This window comes from Escherichia sp. KS167_9B (assembly GCF_030295215.1).
Taxonomy (GTDB): domain Bacteria; phylum Pseudomonadota; class Gammaproteobacteria; order Enterobacterales; family Enterobacteriaceae; genus Escherichia; species Escherichia coli_F.
Genome location: NZ_AP025754.1, coordinates 4,772,966 through 4,789,813 on the forward strand (window position 1 = coordinate 4,772,966; position 16,848 = coordinate 4,789,813).

A 16,848-nucleotide genomic window follows, 5' to 3' on the forward strand; every position below is an offset into this window, starting at 1 on the left:
GCGCTCGCGCCGCATCCGGCAGTGTTTACCCACGCTGGCTCAAAATTTCTTTTTCATAAGCCCGCACGCTCTCCAGCCATTCGCTACCTGCTGGGGTATCGTGACGCTGACAATACATTTCCCACACCGCCTGCCACGGCAACGATTTCTGCTCTTCCAGTAGCGCCAGACGCGCAGTGTAATCGCCAGCTGCTTCCAGCTTGCGCAGCTCAGCGGTAGGTTCCAGCAACGCACGCAGCAGGGCTTTTTTCATATTGCGTGTACCAATGACCCACGCGGCAATGCGGTTGATAGAGGCATCAAAGAAATCGAGACCGATATGTACCCGGTCGAACAGATCGTGACGAACAATCTCACTGGCAATCGCCTGAGTTTCATCATCCAGTAGCACTACGTGATCGCTGTCCCAGCGAACCGGACGGCTGACGTGCAGCAGCAACTGCGGCACATACAGCATGGCGGCGGAAATCTTGTCGGAAATCACTTCAGTTGGGTGGAAATGTCCGGCATCCAGGCACAGCGCCGTCTGGCGGCTGGTGGCATACCCCATGTAAAACTCATTGGAGCCAACCGTGTAGCTCTCCGCGCCAATACCAAACAATTTGCTCTCAACGGCGTCGATATGGTGCGCAGGATCCAGCTTCTCGCTGATCACCTCATCCAGAGCTGCCAGCAGACGCTGACGCGGGGCGAGACGGTCAACGGTGATATCTTTCATGCCATCCGGGATCCAGATGTTCATCACCGACGGTGTGCCAAGTTGCTCGCCAAAATAGGCTGAAACACGGCGGCTGGCTTTGCAGTGATCAATCCAGAACTGGCGAATGCTGTCGTCGGCATGGGAAAGCGTAAAGCCATCGGCGCTTAGCGGATGCGAAAAACAGGAGGGGTTAAAATCCAGACCGAGCTGATTGGTTTTCGCCCATTCAACCCAGTTTTTGAAGTGCTCTGGTTTGATTTGGTCGCGCGCGACTGGCGTATCTGATTCCAGATAGATGGCATGTAAATTAAGCCGTTTCGGACCCGGAATCAGCCGCATAGCTTGTTCCAGATCGGCACGTAGCTCGCTGGCATTACGCGCTTTGCCCGGATAATTGCCAGTAGCCTGAATCCCACCGGTCAGCGAACCTTCCGGGTTTTCAAAACCGGAAACATCATCGCCCTGCCAGCAGTGCATTGAAACGGGTAAACGATCAAGTTGGCGCAGCGCCTCCTCGACATCAATCCCTACTGCCGCGAAACGCTGTTTCGCCAGCTCCCAGGCCTGTTCCAGTTGAGTGGTCATGCGCAAAGCTCCTTTGTCTGTCGTGTAGAGTGAATCCGCGCCACATAGTGGGCAATTTCACTGTCAGGATTAGGGGTAAAGGTGGTCAGATTCGCGGTGGTGCTGACGACCTGACGGAAATCATCCACATTGTTGAGTTCATCCAGCGTCATTAACTGGATGCCGATATTGCCGAGCGTCGAGGCTTCAACAGGCCCGGCAATCACCCGAATACCGCAGGCATCGGCACATAGCTGATTGAGCAGCGCGTTCTGGCAGCCGCCGCCGACAATATGCAGTTGCGAGAAATCTTCACCGCGCAGCTGCGCCAGCTCATGCAACACATCGGCATACAGCAGCGCCAGACTGTCGAAAATACAGCGCGCCAGTTCAGCATCACTTTCCGGGATTGGTTGCGCCGTTTCCCGACACGCAGCCTGAATTTCGCTGCACATCTCGTCAGGATTAATAAAGCGATCGTCATTGGGATTGATGATAAAGCGGCAGGCCGGGAGTGCCTGTGTCGCGGCGATAAGCGCCGGAAGATCGTTGATTTGCCGCTCCTGAAACACCCGCTGAAGCAGCCATAAGCCCATGATATTTTTCAGCACCCGATAGCGACCTTCCGCCCCGCCTTCATTGGTGATGTTGGCTGCCAGCGCCGTGTCATTGGTGAATGGTGTCTGGCTTTCGAAGCCCATCAATGACCAGGTGCCAGAAGAGAGATATGCAGCGCGGGAACCGTTTAACGGCGAGGCGATAACCGCGCTGGCGGTATCATGGCTGGCAACGGCGACGACAGGAATTGCATTACCTTGCGGGCAAATCCAGTGACCAATGACATTACCCGGATGTGTCGGGCGACCAAACCAGGCTTTGTTGGCCCCGCTCCACGCCAGTAGCGTTTCGTCCCAGTCGTCGCTATTGATATTGACCAGTTGCGTGGTGGTGGCGTTGGTATATTCCCAGTTCATCTTGCCGGTCAGGCGATAACTGAAGTAATCCGGCATCAGCAGAGCGTGAGCAATGTGTGGAATAAGCTCAGGTTGTTGCTCCGTCAGCGCACGCAACTGATAAAGCGTATTGAAGGGTAGAAATTGTATGCCGCTACGCTGATAAATATCGCGTTTGCCGAGTTGCTGTTGTGCCTGCGTCATCAGACCATGGGTGCGGCTATCGCGATAAGCAACGGGCAGACCCACACGCTTACCCTGTAGGTCGAGCAGCACAAAGTCCACGCCCCAGGTATCAATCCCAATGCTATCGATACGAATCCCTTGCTCGCACACCTTGTTTAATCCAAGGCGAATGGCACTTTCCAGGCTATCCACATCCCAGGTGACATAACCGTTCTGGCTATGCAGGCCATTGTTAAAACGATGGATTTCGCGCAGCGTCAGGCTGCGGCATTCACACTCGTAACGCGCCAGCATCACGCGCCCACTGGATGCGCCGAGATCGACGGCGACACAATTGCGAAAGGTCATAATGTGATCCTGCTGAATTTCATTACGACCAGTCTAAAAAGCGCCTGAATTCGCGACCTTCTCGTTACTGACAGGAAAATGGGCCATTGGCAACCAGGGAAAGATGAACGTGATGATGTTCACAATTTGCTGAATTGTGGTGATGTGATGCTTACCGCATTTCCTGAAAATTCACGCTGTATCTTGAAAAATCGACGTTTTTTACGTGGTTTTTCGTCGAAAATTTAAGGTAAGAACCTGACCTCGTGATTACTATTTCGCCGTGTTGACGACATCAGGAGGCCTGTATGACCGTATTACATAGTGTGGATTTTTTTCCGTCTGGTAACGCGTCCGTGGCGATAGAACCCCGGCTCCCGCAGGCGGATTTTCCTGAACATCATCATGATTTTCATGAAATTGTGATTGTCGAACATGGCACGGGTATTCATGTGTTTAATGGGCAGCCCTATACCATCACCGGTGGGACTGTCTGTTTCGTACGCGATCATGATCGGCATCTGTATGAACATACCGATAATCTGTGTCTGACCAATGTGCTGTATCGCTCGCCGGATCGATTTCAGTTTCTCGCCGGGCTGAATCAGTTGCTGCCACAAGAGCAGGATGGGCAGTATCCGTCTCACTGGCGCGTTAACCACAGCGTGTTGCAGCAGGTGCGACAGCTGGTTGCACAGATGGAACAGCAGGAAGGGGAAAATGATTTACCCTCGACCGCCAGTCGCGAGATCTTGTTTATGCAATTACTGCTCTTGCTGCGTAAAAGCAGTTTGCAGGAGAACCTGGAAAACAGCGCATCACGTCTCAACTTGCTTCTGGCCTGGCTGGAGGACCATTTTGCCGATGAGGTAAATTGGGATGCCGTGGCGGATCAATTTTCTCTTTCGCTGCGTACGCTACATCGGCAGCTTAAGCAGAAAACGGGACTGACGCCTCAGCGTTACCTGAACCGCCTGCGACTGATGAAAGCCCGACATCTGCTACGCCACAGCGAGGCCAGCGTTACAGACATCGCCTATCGCTGCGGATTTAGTGACAGTAACCACTTTTCGACGCTTTTTCGCCGAGAGTTTAACTGGTCACCGCGTGATATTCGCCAGGGACGGGATGGCTTTCTGCAATAACGCGAATCTTCTCAACGTATTTGTACGCCATATTGCGAATAATCAACTTCGTTCTCTGGCCGAGGTAGCCACGGTGGCGCATCAGTTAAAACTTCTCAAAGATGATTTTTTTGCCAGCGACCAGCAGGCAGTCGCTGTGGCTGACCGTTATCCGCAAGATGTCTTTGCTGAACATACACATGATTTTTGTGAGCTGGTAATTGTCTGGCGCGGTAATGGTCTGCATGTACTCAACGATCGCCCTTATCGCATTACCCGTGGCGATCTCTTTTACATTCATGCTGACGATAAACACTCCTACGCTTCCGTTAACGATCTGGTTTTGCAGAATATTATTTATTGCCCGGAGCGGCTGACGCTGAATCTTGACTGGCAGGGGGCGATTCCGGGATTTAGCGCCAGCGCAGGGCAACCACACTGGCGCTTAGGTAGCATGGGGATGGCACAGGCGCGGCAGGTTATCGGTCAGCTTGAGCATGAAAGTAGTCAGCATGTGCCGTTTGCTAACGAAATGGCAGAGTTGCTGTTCGGGCAGTTGGTGATGTTGCTGAATCGCCATCGTTACACCAGTGATTCGTTGCCGCCAACATCCAGCGAAACGTTGCTGGATAAGCTGATTACCCGGCTGGCGGCCAGCCTGAAAAGTCCCTTTGCGCTGGATGAATTTTGTGATGAGGCATCGTGCAGTGAGCGCGTTTTGCGTCAGCAATTTCGCCAGCAGACTGGAATGACCATCAATCAATATCTGCGGCAGGTCAGAGTGTGTCATGCGCAATATCTTCTCCAGCATAGCCGCCTGTTAATCAGTGATATTTCAACCGAATGTGGCTTTGAAGATAGTAACTATTTTTCGGTGGTGTTTACCCGGGAAACCGGGATGACGCCCAGCCAGTGGCGTCATCTCAATTCGCAGAAAGATTAATTCGCCATGCCCATGCCGACGATGTTGGCGGCGACAATAATCACCACACAACCGAGGCTCAACACCGTTACCGGACGGCGACCTGCATTGTTCCACTCTTTCAGCACCAGCCCGACGATACCGCCGCACAATACATAGAAGCTCATATGCAGCATCCAGCTGATGTAGTCATACTGCGCCGGAATGCGGGCGTGGCCCCAGGCATAGAAAAAGAATTGCAGATACCACATCAAACCGCCCAGTGCCGAGAGTAACACGTTGTGAATGATCAGCGGTTTTGCCAGTGAAAAGTCGGCTTTTAGCGACAAATCCTTCACTTTTGCCAGACGAATGAAGCAGAAACCGAGGTTGATGATCGCGCCGCCTCCCATGATGACAACATAGCTTGGCAGAGCGACATACAGTGGATCGACGCCCAGTGCGGCAGCTGCTTCATGCATCGGTTTTGCGGCGTTCATCGCAAAGGACATCCCGGCAGAGAAAATGCCGCACATCACCGCCAGCACCAGCCCTTTTTTCAGGTTGAACTCTTCGGCTTTTATGCCCATCTTGCGCTCTTTCAACTGCCCGGCGCGAGTTACAATCCCTACGCCAATCAGCGCCACCAGAACGCCGAGCAACGTCATGCGTCCGCCTTCGGTATTAATCAGAACATCGAAATTGCCGTTGATAATTGGCGTCATCAGCGTACCGACAATCAACGTAATGCCAATGGCGATGCCAATTCCCATCGACATGCCGAGATAACGCATGGTCAGGCCGTAGTTGATATTACCGATCCCCCACATAGCGCCGAACAGAAAAACAGGCAGCAGCGTAGAGAGACTAAACGAGCTGTAATACGCCCAGAAATTCGGTAGTAACAGGGCGCTGATGGCCCACGGCAGAATAATCCACGAAACAATCCCACCGACTGACCACATGGTTTCCCATGACCATTTCTTTACTTTTTTGAACGGCGCGTAAAAACAGGCTGCACTGGCCGCGCCGATCAAATGCCAAAATATCCCCATCGTAATCGCGTTACTCATCTTCTTATCCTCATCATTTTTCGCCGCGTCACATCTCCGACGAGATGAGTGTAAAAATCGTGCTGTCGATTAACCTTTCGCCTGTTGCCGCCGTTGTCGATTTACTGGCAATCACGGCATTAAGTGGGTGATTTGCTTCACATCTCGGGCATTTTCCTGCAAAACCATACCCTTACGAAAAGTACGGCATTGATAATCATTTTCAATATCATTTAATTAACTATAATGAACCAACTGCTTACGCGGCATTAACAATCGGCCGCCCGACAATACTGGAGATGAATATGAGCTATACCCTGCCATCCCTGCCGTATGCTTACGATGCCCTGGAACCGCACTTCGATAAGCAGACCATGGAAATCCACCACACCAAACACCATCAGACCTACGTCAACAACGCCAACGCGGCGCTGGAAAGCCTGCCAGAATTTGCCAACCTGCCGGTTGAAGAGCTGATCGCCAAACTGGACCAGCTGCCAGCAGACAAGAAAACCGTACTGCGCAACAACGCTGGCGGTCACGCTAACCACAGCCTGTTCTGGAAAGGTCTGAAAAAAGGCACCACCTTACAGGGTGACCTGAAAGCGGCTATCGAACGTGACTTCGGCTCCGTTGATAACTTCAAAGCAGAATTTGAGAAAGCGGCAGCTTCCCGCTTTGGTTCCGGCTGGGCATGGCTGGTGCTGAAAGGCGATAAACTGGCGGTGGTTTCTACTGCTAACCAGGACTCCCCGCTGATGGGTGAAGCTATTTCTGGCGCTTCCGGCTTCCCGATTCTGGGCCTGGATGTGTGGGAACATGCTTACTACCTGAAATTCCAGAACCGCCGTCCTGACTACATCAAAGAGTTCTGGAACGTGGTGAACTGGGACGAAGCAGCGGCACGTTTCGCGGCGAAAAAATAATCATTTGCCGCCTGCTGCAATGAGGCGTTTACGCCGCATATCAGCTTAAAAAATGAACCATCGCCAACGGCGGTGGTTTTTTTGTGATCAATTTCAAAATAAAAACAATGATCCGATAAAAATAAAACGGTGTTTCAATTGATGTGGTTTTGATCACTTTTATTGATTAAATGAATGTCTATCTTCGTTTTCATCAACACTGATGCTCCGTTGAGGAATTACGCATCAGCCCTTAAAAATATGCCGACAGGTGATGGAAATGCAGATAAAACGCTCGATTGAAAAAATCCCGGGGGGGATGATGCTCGTCCCGCTATTCCTTGGCGCACTGTGCCACACCTTCTCGCCGGGGGCGGGGAAATATTTTGGATCATTCACCAACGGGATGATTACCGGTACGGTGCCCATTCTGGCGGTGTGGTTTTTTTGCATGGGGGCGTCAATAAAATTAAGCGCGACGGGAACGGTATTGCGTAAATCCGGTACGCTGGTGGTAACAAAAATTGCCGTCGCGTGGGTGGTTGCGGCAATTGCCTCGCGCATTATTCCGGAACATGGTGTTGAAGTTGGATTCTTTGCCGGACTTTCAACGCTGGCGCTGGTGGCGGCGATGGATATGACCAACGGCGGACTTTACGCTTCCATCATGCAGCAGTACGGTACGAAAGAAGAAGCTGGGGCATTTGTGTTGATGTCATTGGAGTCCGGGCCGCTCATGACGATGATTATTCTGGGCACTGCCGGGATTGCCTCGTTTGAACCGCATGTTTTCGTCGGCGCAGTATTACCGTTCCTGGTGGGCTTTGCCCTTGGGAACCTTGACCCTGAATTACGAGAATTTTTCAGCAAAGCGGTGCAGACGCTGATTCCATTCTTTGCCTTCGCGCTGGGCAATACCATTGATTTGACTGTAATTGCCCAGACAGGTTTGCTGGGGATCCTGTTGGGTGTGGCAGTAATTATCGTGACCGGTATTCCGTTGATTATCGCCGATAAATTGATTGGCGGTGGCGATGGTACTGCCGGAATTGCCGCTTCCAGTTCCGCAGGGGCCGCGGTAGCGACACCTGTGCTGATTGCTGAAATGGTGCCTGCGTTTAAACCGATGGCTCCGGCAGCAACTTCGCTGGTAGCGACGGCGGTCATTGTGACTTCGATTCTGGTGCCAATTCTTACCTCTATCTGGTCACGTAAAGTCAAAGCCAGAGTGGCGAAAATCGAAATTTTAGGCACGGTAAAATAAACCTGCTTCCTTAATCCCCACAGCCGGATGAACTAACGTTCGTCCGGTTTGCGATTGAGCTCCTGCCTGGATACATACCGCGAAAACAGCACGCCTGACATAAAATAAATATGGTCTAATGGGGAAATTTCTCGTGGAGAGGGAACAGATGCGATATCCGGTTGATGTATACACGGGCAAGATTCAGGCTTATCCCGAAGGCAAACCCAGCGCAATTGCCAAAATCCAGGTTGATGGTGAGTTGATGCTGACGGAGCTGGGGCTGGAAGGTGACGAGCAGGCGGAGAAGAAGGTTCACGGCGGGCCAGACAGAGCGCTGTGTCATTATCCTCGTGAGCACTATCTCTACTGGGCGCGGGAATTTCCGGAACAGGCGGAGTTGTTTGTTGCGCCTGCGTTTGGCGAAAATCTCTCAACCGACGGTCTGACGGAAAGTAATGTTTATATTGGCGATATTTTCCGCTGGGGAGAGGCATTTATTCAGGTCAGCCAGCCACGCTCCCCTTGCTATAAACTCAATTACCATTTTGATATCAGCGATATAGCGCAGTTGATGCAAAACACGGGTAAAGTGGGGTGGTTGTATAGCGTGATTGCGCCAGGGTTGGTATCTGCTGATGCGCCGCTGGAGTTGGTTTCTCGTGTCAGTGATGTGACCGTGCAGGAGGCTGCTGCTATCGCATGGCATATGCCGTTTGATGATGAGCAGTATCACCGTTTGCTTTCCGCAGCCGGACTATCGAAAAGCTGGACGCGAACGATGCAGAAGCGCCGACTTAGCGGCAAGATTGAAGATTTTTCACGGCGGTTGTGGGGAAAATAACCCCCGGAGAGTAGGCCTGATAAGACGCTATCAGCGTCGCATCAGGCATTCTGCTCAAACGCCGGATGCGGCGTAAACGCCTTATCCGGCCTACAAATGCGGAGTTTAACTCCGCTTATACAGCGGCAGCCAAATCACCAGCCGCAAACCGCCCAGCGGGCTGTCTTCTGCCTTCACCCAACCACGGTGCTGCTGGATAGCTGTTTCGACAATCGCCAGCCCTAAGCCCGTACCGCCAGATTCACGATCGCGCGCTTCATCGGTGCGATAGAACGGACGGAAAATCTGCTCGCGATCTTCCGGGCTAACGCCAGGACCATCATCATCCACCGTAATGGTGATACCGTCTTTGTCTACCGCGAAGCCTACTTCGATCTTCGTATGGGAATAACGCAGAGCATTACGAACAATGTTTTCCAGCGCGCTTTCCAGGGCGTTTGGGTTGCCGTACAGCGGCCACGGCCCCGGCGGGAAGTTAACTGTAAACGACTTGCCCATCTGCTCGGCTTCGAACGCCGCGTTATCCAGCACTTCGCTCCACAACTGGTTGGCTTTCAATGTCTCGCTCACCAGCGCGTTTTTCTGCTGATTACGTGACATCACCAACAGGTCGTTGATCATGCTGTCCAGACGCTGGGCTTCGGTTTCAATACGCTCCAGTTCCTTGCTTTCACCACTACGACGGCGCAATAACGCCGTACCCAGTTGCAGACGCGTCAGCGGGGTGCGCAGCTCGTGAGAGATATCAGAAAGCAGACGCTGCTGAGAGGTCATCATGCGCTCCAGCGCGGTGACCATCTGGTTAAAACTGGCACCAGCGGCAAGGAATTCCTGTGGCCCCGCTTCAAGTTCCGGGTGCTGGCGTAAGTTTCCCTGGGCAACTTCATCGGCCGCGTTTTTCAGCTTACGCGCCGGTTTTGCCAGACTCCAGGCCAACCACAACAGCAGCGGCGTACTGACCAGCATGGTGACAATCAGCAGTAATAGCGGGCGGTCAAACAGTAAGTTAATGAAATCGGATTGAGAACTGCTGGCCGGACGAATCAGATACAGTTGGTAATTATCTTCGCCATCACGCACGGAGAACGGACCGACCAGTTCCACGCGGCCATACTTTTTCTTTTGCGGATGATCGGCGTTATCGGCCTGACCAATAAAGTTACGAATGATCTGCATTTCGCTGCGTTCAGCGCCGATCACGCGGCCCTCGGTGGTCACCAATAACAAACGCTGTCCTGGCGGTGCCCACTTATCAATCGCCCGGAACAGACGCCGCCACCACATTAAATCGTTGGGCGGATCGTTCGCCAGTTCCGCTTCGACATGCTGCTCAATCATCAGCCCCTGACGCTGTTCGCTATCCAGAAGCTCGGTCATCTGGCGTGAATCGAGCTTGGGTAACATCAAAACCAACATCAACACCAGCGCCAGCGTCAGCCAGAAGATGGCGAAGATGCGCGCGGTTAAGCTGCCTATCATGAAGCAGAAACCATCAGATAGCCGCGACCACGCAAGGTTTTAAACCACGGGTGACCATCTTTACGATCCGGCAGTTTACGACGCAGGTTGGAAATGTGCATATCGATAGCGCGGTCGAAAGGCGTCAGGCGTTTGCCCAGCACTTCCTGGCTTAAATGCTCACGGGAAACCACCTGACCCAGATGCTGTGCCAGCAAATAGAGCAGGGTAAACTCAGTGCCGGTTAACTCCAGCGTTTGCCCGTCGAAGCTGGCTTCCTGACGGCCTGGATTCAGCACTAAGGCATCAACTTCCAGTGTCGGTGAACCGTTGTCGTTGTTTTGCTGTTGCTCGCTCCAGTGCGAACGGCGCAGGATCGCGCGAATACGTGCCACCAGCTCACGATCATTAAACGGTTTCGGGAGATAGTCATCTGCGCCCAGCTCAAGGCCGAGAACGCGATCAAGTTCACTGCCACGCGCCGTCAACATAATGACAGGCGTCTGGTGTGTCTGGCGAAGTGCTTTTAATGTGTCGATACCATTTTTCTTCGGCATCATGACATCAAGCAAAAGTAAATCAATGCTGTCGTCCAGAAGATCAAGCGCCTGCTCCCCATCGTGGGCAACAATCACGTTGAAGCCTTCCATCTCGAGCAGCTCCTTTAACAGGGAAGTCAGCTCTCGGTCATCATCAACTAACAGGATTTTATTCATTGTTTAAATACCTCCGAGGCAGAAATTACGTCATCAGACGTCGCTAATCCATGACTTTACGTTGTTTTACACCCCCTGACGCATGTTTGCAGCCTGAATCGTAAACTCTCTATCGTTGAATCGCGACAGAAAGATTTTGGGAGCAAATGATGCGCATAGTTACCGCTGCCGTCATGGCCTCAACGCTGGCAGTCAGTTCATTAAGCCACGCTGCTGAAGTCGGTTCAGGCGATAACTGGCATCCGGGTGAAGAACTTACGCAGCGCAGTACGCAGAGCCATATGTTCGACGGCATAAGTTTAACCGAACATCAGCGTCAGCAGATGCGAGATCTTATGCAACAGGCCCGGCACGAACAGCCGCCTGTTAATGTTAGCGAACTGGAGACAATGCATCGCCTTGTCACCGCAGAAAAATTTGATGAAAACGCTGTGCGCGCACAGGCAGAAAAAATGGCGAATGAGCAAATTGCTCGTCAGGTTGAGATGGCAAAAGTCCGCAATCAAATGTATCGCCTGTTAACGCCGGAGCAGCAAGCGGTTTTAAACGAGAAACATCAACAACGAATGGAGCAGTTGCGCGACGTGACGCAATGGCAAAAAAGTTCATCGTTGAAGCTATTGAGTAGTAGCAACTCACGTTCCCAGTAGTAAACCCTGTTTTCCTTGCCATAGACACCATCCCTGTCTTCCCCCACATGATGTGGGGGTTTTTTTTATCCTCAATTTGCCTACTGCTTAATGCATTGCAGATGATTTGCTTCCGTTATACTACCGTCAGTTGATAGCGGGAGTATTTATGAATCAATCTTATGGACGGCTGGTCAGTCGGGCGGCGATTGCTGCAACGGCGATGGCTTCGCTGCTATTGCTGATTAAAATTTTTGCATGGTGGTATACCGGGTCGGTGAGTATTCTCGCCGCGCTGGTGGATTCGCTGGTGGATATCGGCGCGTCGTTGACGAATTTACTGGTGGTGCGATATTCCCTGCAACCTGCCGACGATAATCACTCGTTTGGTCACGGTAAAGCTGAGTCCCTCGCGGCGCTGGCGCAAAGTATGTTTATCTCCGGTTCGGCACTATTCCTGTTTTTGACGGGTATTCAACATCTGGTATCTCCAACACCGATGACAGATCCAGGCGTCGGGGTTATCGTGACAATTGTGGCGCTAATTTGTACGATTATCCTTGTCTCGTTTCAGCGGTGGGTGGTGCGCCGGACGCAAAGCCAGGCGGTGCGGGCTGATATGCTACATTACCAGTCTGATGTTATGATGAACGGCGCAATTCTGCTGGCGCTGGGGTTGTCCTGGTACGGCTGGCATCGCGCCGATGCTCTGTTTGCATTGGGAATCGGCATCTATATTTTATATAGCGCGTTACGCATGGGATATGAGGCGGTACAGTCATTACTGGATCGCGCATTACCTGATGAGGAACGGCAAGAAATTATTGATATCGTGACTTCCTGGCCGGGTGTTAGCGGCGCTCACGATCTTCGCACGCGGCAGTCAGGGCCGACCCGCTTTATTCAGATTCATTTGGAAATGGAAGACTCTCTGCCTTTGGTTCAGGCACATATGGTGGCGGATCAGGTAGAGCAGGCTATTTTACGGCGTTTTCCGGGATCGGATGTGATTATCCATCAGGATCCCTGTTCCGTCGTACCCAGGGAGGGTAAACGGTCTATGCTTTCATAATCAGTATAAAAGAGAGCCAGACCCGCATTTTGTGTATAAAATACCGCCATTTGGCCTGACCTGAATCAATTCAGCAGGAAGTGATTGTTATACTATTTGCACATTCGTTGGATCACTTCGATGTGCAAGAAGACTTCCGGCAACAGATTTCATTTTGCATTCCAAAGTTCAGAGGTAGTCATGATTAAGAAAATCGGTGTGTTGACAAGCGGCGGTGATGCGCCAGGCATGAACGCCGCAATTCGCGGGGTTGTTCGTTCTGCGCTGACAGAAGGTCTGGAAGTAATGGGTATTTATGACGGCTATCTGGGTCTGTATGAAGACCGTATGGTACAGCTAGACCGTTACAGCGTGTCTGACATGATCAACCGTGGCGGTACGTTCCTCGGTTCTGCGCGTTTCCCGGAATTCCGCGACGAGAACATCCGCGCCGTGGCTATCGAAAACCTGAAAAAACGTGGTATCGACGCGCTGGTGGTTATCGGTGGTGACGGTTCCTACATGGGTGCAATGCGTCTGACCGAAATGGGCTTCCCGTGCATCGGCCTGCCGGGCACTATCGACAACGACATCAAAGGCACTGACTACACTATCGGTTTCTTCACTGCGCTGAGCACCGTTGTAGAAGCGATCGACCGTCTGCGTGACACCTCTTCTTCTCACCAGCGTATTTCCGTGGTGGAAGTGATGGGTCGTTATTGTGGCGATCTGACCCTGGCTGCGGCCATTGCCGGTGGCTGTGAATTCGTTGTAGTTCCGGAAGTTGAATTCAGCCGTGAAGACCTGGTAAACGAAATCAAAGCGGGTATCGCGAAAGGTAAAAAACACGCGATCGTGGCGATTACCGAACATATGTGTGATGTTGACGAACTGGCGCATTTCATCGAGAAAGAAACCGGTCGTGAAACCCGTGCAACTGTGTTGGGCCACATTCAGCGCGGTGGTTCTCCGGTGCCTTACGACCGTATTCTGGCTTCCCGTATGGGTGCTTACGCCATTGAACTGCTGCTGGCAGGTTACGGCGGTCGTTGTGTAGGTATCCAGAACGAACAGCTGGTTCACCACGACATCATCGACGCTATCGAAAACATGAAGCGTCCGTTCAAAGGCGACTGGCTGGACTGCGCGAAAAAACTGTATTAATGATTTCGGAAAAAGGCAGATTCCTTTAGCCTGAAACCGATGACAGAAGCAAAATGCCTGATGCGCTTCGCTTACCAGGCCTACATGAATTCTGCAATTTATTGAATTTGCAAACTTTTGTAGGCCGTATAAGGCGTTCGCGCCGCATATGGCATGGACAAAGCGCACTTTGTCAGCAATATGAGGCGGATTTCTTCCGCCTTTTTAATCCCCCAACATATACCCGCAAGTTATAGCCAATCTTTTTTTATTCTTTAATGTTTGGTTAACCTTCTGGCACGCTTTGCTCATCACAACACAACATAAGAGAGTCGGGCGATGAACAAGTGGGGCGTAGGGTTAACATTTTTGCTGGCGGCAACCAGCGTTATGGCAAAGGATATTCAGCTTCTTAACGTTTCATATGATCCAACGCGCGAATTGTACGAACAGTACAACAAGGCATTCAGCGCCCACTGGAAACAGCAAACTGGCGATAACGTGGTGATTCGTCAGTCACACGGTGGTTCAGGCAAACAAGCGACGTCGGTAATCAATGGTATTGAAGCTGATGTTGTCACTCTGGCTCTGGCCTATGACGTGGACGCAATTGCGGAACGCGGGCGGATTGATAAAGAGTGGATCAAACGTCTGCCGGATAACTCCGCACCGTACACTTCCACCATTGTTTTCCTGGTACGTAAGGGCAATCCGAAGCAGATCCATGACTGGAACGATCTGATTAAACCGGGTGTTTCGGTGATCACGCCTAATCCGAAAAGCTCTGGTGGCGCGCGCTGGAACTACCTGGCTGCCTGGGGCTACGCGCTGCACCACAACAACAACGATCAGGCAAAAGCGCAGGATTTTGTTCGGGCACTGTATAAAAACGTCGAAGTTCTGGATTCTGGTGCGCGCGGCTCCACTAACACTTTTGTCGAGCGTGGGATTGGCGATGTGCTGATCGCCTGGGAAAACGAAGCTCTACTGGCAGCGAATGAACTGGGGAAAGATAAATTCGAAATCGTCACGCCGAGTGAGTCTATTCTCGCAGAGCCAACCGTGTCGGTGGTCGATAAAGTGGTTGAGAAAAAAGGTACTAAAGAGGTGGCGGAAGCCTACCTGAAATATCTCTACTCGCCAGAAGGTCAGGAAATTGCCGCGAAAAACTACTACCGTCCGCGCGACGCTGAGGTAGCGAAAAAGTACGAAAATGCGTTTCCAAAATTGAAGTTATTCACCATTGATGAAGAGTTCGGCGGCTGGACGAAAGCGCAAAAAGAGCATTTTGCTAACGGCGGTACGTTCGATCAGATCAGCAAACGCTGATTTCCCCAGGATAATTATCAAACCCGGTGGTTTCTCGCGACCGGGTTTTTTATTTGTCACGATTTTGCGTTACCCTTGCATCTCTTTGAGGTACAGGGAAAAAAAGATGAAAAAAGCGGGTCTTCTTTTTTTGGTGATGATAGTTATCGCCGTTGTGGCTGCCGGTATTGGTTACTGGAAATTAACCGGTGAAGAGTCGGATACATTACGTAAGATTGTCCTTGAGGAATGTTTGCCCAATCAGCAGCAAAATCAAAATCCTTCGCCATGTGCGGAAGTCAAACCTAATGCCGGATACGTGGTTTTAAAAGATCTTAATGGCCCACTGCAATATCTGTTGATGCCAACGTATCGTATTAACGGTACTGAAAGTCCTTTGTTGACCGATCCTTCAACGCCGAACTTCTTTTGGTTGGCCTGGCAGGCGCGTGATTTTATGAGCAAAAAATACGGCCAGCCGGTTCCCGATCGCGCGGTTTCTTTGGCGATCAACTCTCGCACCGGGCGTACGCAAAACCATTTTCATATTCATATCTCTTGTATTCGTCCTGATGTGCGCGAACAGCTGGATAACAATCTGGCGAACATCAGCAGCCGCTGGTTGCCACTGCCAGGTGGTTTGCACGGGCATGAATACCTGGCGCGTCGGGTAACGGAAAGCGAACTGGTACAACGCAGCCCATTTATGATGCTTGCAGAAGAAGTGCCTGAGGCGCGGGAACATATGGGAAGCTACGGGCTGGCGATGGTGCGGCAGAGTGATAATTCGTTTGTGTTGCTGGCGACACAACGAAATCTACTGACGCTGAACCGTGCTTCAGCCGAGGAAATCCAGGATCATCAGTGTGAGATTTTGCGTTAAGGCGAGGAGTTAAGGAAAGTAAGTGCCGGATATGAAATCCGGCACCTGTCAGACTTAAGCCTGTTTAGCCGCTTCTGCAGCTTTAACGATCACTGCGAAAGCGTCAGCTTTCAGAGAAGCACCGCCAACCAGCGCGCCGTCGATGTCTGGCTGAGCAAACAGTTCTGCAGCGTTAGACGCGTTTACAGAGCCGCCGTACTGGATGATCACTTGTTCAGCGATGTTAGCGTCAACTTTAGCGATGTGGTCACGGATGAATTTGTGAACAGCCTGTGCCTGCGCCGGAGTTGCCGATTTGCCAGTACCGATTGCCCATACTGGTTCGTAAGCGATTACCGCACCTTCGAATGCTGCAGCACCCTGAGTTTTTAGCACTGCGTCAATCTGACGTGCGCAAACTTCTTCAGTTTTGCCCGCTTCGTTTTCAGCTTCGGTTTCACCGATGCACAGAACCGGAGTCAGACCCTGCTCTTTCAGCACCGCGAATTTTTTCGCGATCAGTTCGTCAGACTCTTTGTGATAAGTACGACGTTCAGAGTGACCGATGATGATGTACTGTGCGCCGATGTCTTTCAGCATAGCAGCAGAGGTTTCACCGGTGAATGCGCCGGACAGGTTCAGATCCACGTTCTGCGCACCCAGCATGATGTGGCTGCCTTCAGCTTCACGCTTCGCCATATCGATGTACATTTCCGGTGGTGCGATTGCAACCGCACAGCCAGCAACGCCTGCCAGCTCTTTACGCAGGTTAGAAACCAGCTCATGAACCATGTGGCGGCTGCCGTTCAGTTTCCAGTTACCCATCACTAAAGGATGTCGCATTTTAATTCTCCACGCTTATAAGCGAATAAAGGAAGATGG

The 16,848-nt window shown here is 51.6% G+C and carries 16 protein-coding genes; 10 read left to right on the forward strand and 6 right to left on the reverse strand.

What is annotated here, in order from left to right; translation table 11 throughout:
- Window positions 1-25: 25 nt before the first annotated feature.
- Both rhaA and rhaB read right to left on the reverse strand, forming a co-directional pair.
- Window positions 26-1,285, reverse strand: a complete 1,260-nt coding sequence (gene rhaA / locus QUE34_RS23840; RefSeq protein WP_032185622.1) for an L-rhamnose isomerase — start codon at window positions 1,283-1,285, stop codon at window positions 26-28.
- A complete protein-coding gene (gene rhaB / locus QUE34_RS23845) occupies window positions 1,282-2,751 on the reverse strand; it encodes a rhamnulokinase (RefSeq protein ID WP_032304222.1) in 1,470 nt (489 codons plus the stop codon). Before rhaB ends, rhaA begins: the two co-directional genes overlap by 4 nt.
- A gap of 287 nt (window positions 2,752-3,038) precedes the next feature.
- Between rhaB and rhaS the strand changes: the two genes are divergently transcribed.
- Both rhaS and rhaR read left to right on the forward strand, forming a co-directional pair.
- Entirely contained in the window at window positions 3,039-3,875 is an 837-nt protein-coding gene (gene rhaS / locus QUE34_RS23850) for an HTH-type transcriptional activator RhaS (protein ID WP_000217153.1), read from the forward strand.
- A gap of 73 nt (window positions 3,876-3,948) precedes the next feature.
- Window positions 3,949-4,797: an HTH-type transcriptional activator RhaR gene (rhaR, locus tag QUE34_RS23855; protein WP_032304266.1), complete on the forward strand. Its 849-nt coding sequence runs from the start codon at window positions 3,949-3,951 to the stop codon at window positions 4,795-4,797.
- Here the strand turns inward: rhaR and rhaT are convergent.
- Complete coding sequence (rhaT, locus tag QUE34_RS23860) at window positions 4,794-5,828, reverse strand: L-rhamnose/proton symporter RhaT (protein WP_000063508.1); 1,035 nt, start codon at window positions 5,826-5,828, stop codon at window positions 4,794-4,796. The two genes, rhaR and rhaT, sit on opposite strands and share 4 nt — an antisense overlap.
- 284 nt (window positions 5,829-6,112) lie before the next feature.
- Between rhaT and sodA the strand changes: the two genes are divergently transcribed.
- From sodA to yiiM, 3 genes are all read left to right on the forward strand, one after another.
- Complete coding sequence (gene sodA / locus QUE34_RS23865; RefSeq protein ID WP_032304224.1) at window positions 6,113-6,733, forward strand: superoxide dismutase [Mn]; 621 nt, start codon at window positions 6,113-6,115, stop codon at window positions 6,731-6,733.
- Window positions 6,734-6,992: 259 nt separating this feature from the next.
- Window positions 6,993-7,976 (forward strand): 2-keto-3-deoxygluconate transporter, encoded by a 984-nt coding sequence (gene kdgT / locus QUE34_RS23870; protein WP_001166064.1) that lies wholly within the window; start codon window positions 6,993-6,995, stop codon window positions 7,974-7,976.
- 148 nt (window positions 7,977-8,124) lie between these two features.
- Window positions 8,125-8,799, forward strand: coding sequence for a 6-hydroxyaminopurine reductase (gene yiiM, locus QUE34_RS23875; protein WP_032304225.1), 675 nt, complete (start codon window positions 8,125-8,127; stop codon window positions 8,797-8,799).
- Window positions 8,800-8,904: 105 nt separating this feature from the next.
- On the opposite strand, the gene cpxA is transcribed toward yiiM, so the two are convergent.
- Both cpxA and cpxR read right to left on the reverse strand, forming a co-directional pair.
- The gene (gene cpxA / locus QUE34_RS23880) at window positions 8,905-10,278 is read right to left on the reverse strand and encodes an envelope stress sensor histidine kinase CpxA (RefSeq protein ID WP_032304226.1); all 1,374 of its coding nucleotides are present in this window, start codon (window positions 10,276-10,278) and stop codon (window positions 8,905-8,907) included.
- Window positions 10,275-10,973, reverse strand: coding sequence for an envelope stress response regulator transcription factor CpxR (cpxR, locus tag QUE34_RS23885; protein ID WP_001033722.1), 699 nt, complete (start codon window positions 10,971-10,973; stop codon window positions 10,275-10,277). The genes cpxA and cpxR overlap by 4 nt, the downstream gene beginning before the upstream one ends.
- Window positions 10,974-11,122: 149 nt before the next feature.
- On the opposite strand from cpxR, the gene cpxP reads away from it, so the two are divergent.
- The 5 genes from cpxP (at window position 11,123) to cdh (ending at window position 15,987) form a co-directional block, all read left to right on the forward strand.
- Entirely contained in the window at window positions 11,123-11,623 is a 501-nt protein-coding gene (gene cpxP, locus QUE34_RS23890) for a cell-envelope stress modulator CpxP (RefSeq protein ID WP_032304267.1), read from the forward strand.
- Window positions 11,624-11,771: 148 nt separating this feature from the next.
- Complete coding sequence (fieF, locus tag QUE34_RS23895) at window positions 11,772-12,674, forward strand: CDF family cation-efflux transporter FieF (RefSeq protein WP_001076748.1); 903 nt, start codon at window positions 11,772-11,774, stop codon at window positions 12,672-12,674.
- 180 nt (window positions 12,675-12,854) lie between these two features.
- Complete coding sequence (gene pfkA / locus QUE34_RS23900) at window positions 12,855-13,817, forward strand: 6-phosphofructokinase (RefSeq protein WP_001318165.1); 963 nt, start codon at window positions 12,855-12,857, stop codon at window positions 13,815-13,817.
- A gap of 318 nt (window positions 13,818-14,135) precedes the next feature.
- Window positions 14,136-15,125, forward strand: a complete 990-nt coding sequence (sbp, locus tag QUE34_RS23905; RefSeq protein ID WP_001045689.1) for a sulfate/thiosulfate ABC transporter substrate-binding protein Sbp — start codon at window positions 14,136-14,138, stop codon at window positions 15,123-15,125.
- A gap of 106 nt (window positions 15,126-15,231) precedes the next feature.
- On the forward strand, window positions 15,232-15,987 hold the full coding sequence (cdh, locus tag QUE34_RS23910) for a CDP-diacylglycerol diphosphatase (RefSeq protein ID WP_001355351.1): 756 nt from the start codon (window positions 15,232-15,234) through the stop codon (window positions 15,985-15,987).
- A 54-nt stretch (window positions 15,988-16,041) separates the two neighbouring features.
- Here the strand turns inward: cdh and tpiA are convergent, their stop codons facing one another.
- Window positions 16,042-16,809, reverse strand: coding sequence for a triose-phosphate isomerase (tpiA, locus tag QUE34_RS23915; RefSeq protein ID WP_001216325.1), 768 nt, complete (start codon window positions 16,807-16,809; stop codon window positions 16,042-16,044).
- Window positions 16,810-16,848: the final 39 nt, after the last annotated feature.